This is a genomic window from Paramaledivibacter caminithermalis DSM 15212 (assembly GCF_900142245.1).
In the GTDB taxonomy this organism is placed as follows: Bacteria; Bacillota; Clostridia; order Peptostreptococcales; family Caminicellaceae; genus Paramaledivibacter; species Paramaledivibacter caminithermalis.
In genome coordinates this window covers 1-1,759 of the sequence record NZ_FRAG01000139.1, presented here as the reverse complement: position 1 = coordinate 1,759, position 1,759 = coordinate 1, and the positions used below count along the sequence as shown (strand labels likewise).

At 35.4% G+C, this 1,759-nt stretch carries 1 protein-coding gene and 1 pseudogene; both read left to right on the top strand.

Annotation, left to right across the window (positions count from 1 at the left end):
* Positions 1 to 176 (top strand): annotated as a pseudogene (locus tag BUB36_RS18885) (glycine/sarcosine/betaine reductase complex selenoprotein A); the annotation flags it as partial.
* A gap of 168 nt (positions 177 to 344) precedes the next feature.
* Positions 345 to 1,655 (top strand): glycine reductase complex selenoprotein B, encoded by a 1,311-nt coding sequence (grdB, locus tag BUB36_RS18880; protein WP_084112157.1) that lies wholly within the window; start codon positions 345 to 347, stop codon positions 1,653 to 1,655.
* The last annotated feature ends 104 nt before the right edge of the window (positions 1,656 to 1,759 follow it).

Below are 1,759 nucleotides of genomic sequence, written 5' to 3'. Positions count from 1 at the left end.
GTTTAGCTGGAGTTGAATTAGGATTAGCTGTATATCATGCAGTAGAACCAGAATTCAAAGAAGCTGTAGATGCCGATGTTTACGAAGAACAGGTTGGCATGATGGAAATGGTTCTTGAAGTTGATGAAATAATTGAAGAAATGACTTCAATTAGAGAACAATTTTGTAAATATTAATTTATTTAAATCCTTTTATTAAAACCTTTTTGATATTAATATAAGTCTATTGCAAGGAGTCCAGTTTGGACTCGAGGATAAGAATATAATTATGAATAAAATTTGCAAAAAATCAATTTGAATAAAGTATTGATTTCCCGGTTTTTAAAATATGAGAGGGGGGAAAGTATGAGTAAAATTAGAGTTGTTCATTATATAAATCAATTCTTTGCTGGAATCGGTGGAGAGGAAAAAGCTGATATTCCACCAGAATTAAGAGAAGGCTTCGTTGGCCCTGGTATGGCATTAAATAAGGCTTTCAAGGGAGAAGCAGAAGTGGTTGCTACTATTATTTGTGGTGACTCCTACTTTAATGAAAATTTAGACGAGGCAAAGGCTAAAGTTTTAGAGATGGTTAAGAAACATAATCCTGATTTATTCATAGCTGGACCAGCATTCAATGCAGGAAGATATGGTACTGCTTGTGGTACCATATGTAAAGCTGTTCAAGATGAGCTAGGTATTCCAGTTGTAACTGCTATGTATGTTGAAAACCCTGGTGTTGATATGTATAAGAAAGATCTTTACATTGTATCAACAGGAAACTCAGCAGCTGCAATGAGAAAGGCTATTCCTGCTCTAGCAAAGCTTGCCCTTAAGCTTGGTAGAGGGGAAGAAATTGGGGCTCCTGATGAAGAAGGATATATTCCTAGAGGTGTTAGGAAAAATATATTCCTTGAAAAAAGAGGTTCTGAAAGAGCCGTTGAAATGATGATCAAGAAACTTAAGGATGAGGAATTCGTTACCGAATATCCAATGCCTGACTTTGATAACGTAGAGCCAAATCCTGCAGTTAAGGATATATCAAAAGCTAAAATAGCCTTAGTAACTTCAGGAGGTATTGTGCCAAAAGGAAATCCTGATCATATTGAATCATCAAGTGCATCTAAGTATGGTAAATATGATATTGATGGAGTAATGGATCTAACTGAGGAAACTTATGAAACTGCCCATGGTGGATATGACCCAGTATATGCAAATGAAGACGCAGATAGAGTATTGCCAGTTGATGTATTAAGGGATATGGAAAAGGAAGGCATTATTGGTCAGCTTCATAGATATTTCTATACTACTGTTGGTAATGGTACTTCAGTTGCAAATTCTAAAAAATATGCTTCAGAATTTGCTAAGGAATTAAAAGCTGATGGAGTAGATGCTGTTATACTAACCTCTACATGAGGTACCTGTACTCGTTGCGGTGCAACGATGGTAAAAGAAGTAGAAAGAGCTGGAATTCCAGTTGTTCATATTTGTACAGTAGTACCTATTTCATTAACAGTTGGTGCTAATAGAATAGTGCCTGCTATTGCAATTCCTCATCCATTAGGAAATCCTGCTTTAGATAAAGCAGAAGAAAAGAAACTAAGAAGAGGATTAGTTGAAAAATGTCTAAAAGCACTTCAAACTGAAGTTGATGGACAAACAGTATTTGAAGACTAATAATAGTAAATGGGTGATGAATTCATCACCCATTTTTTGAAATAAGCTAATAGCTAGTAGCTACTAGTAACATTTATGAAGCTAGTAGTTAGTAGCTAGAAGCT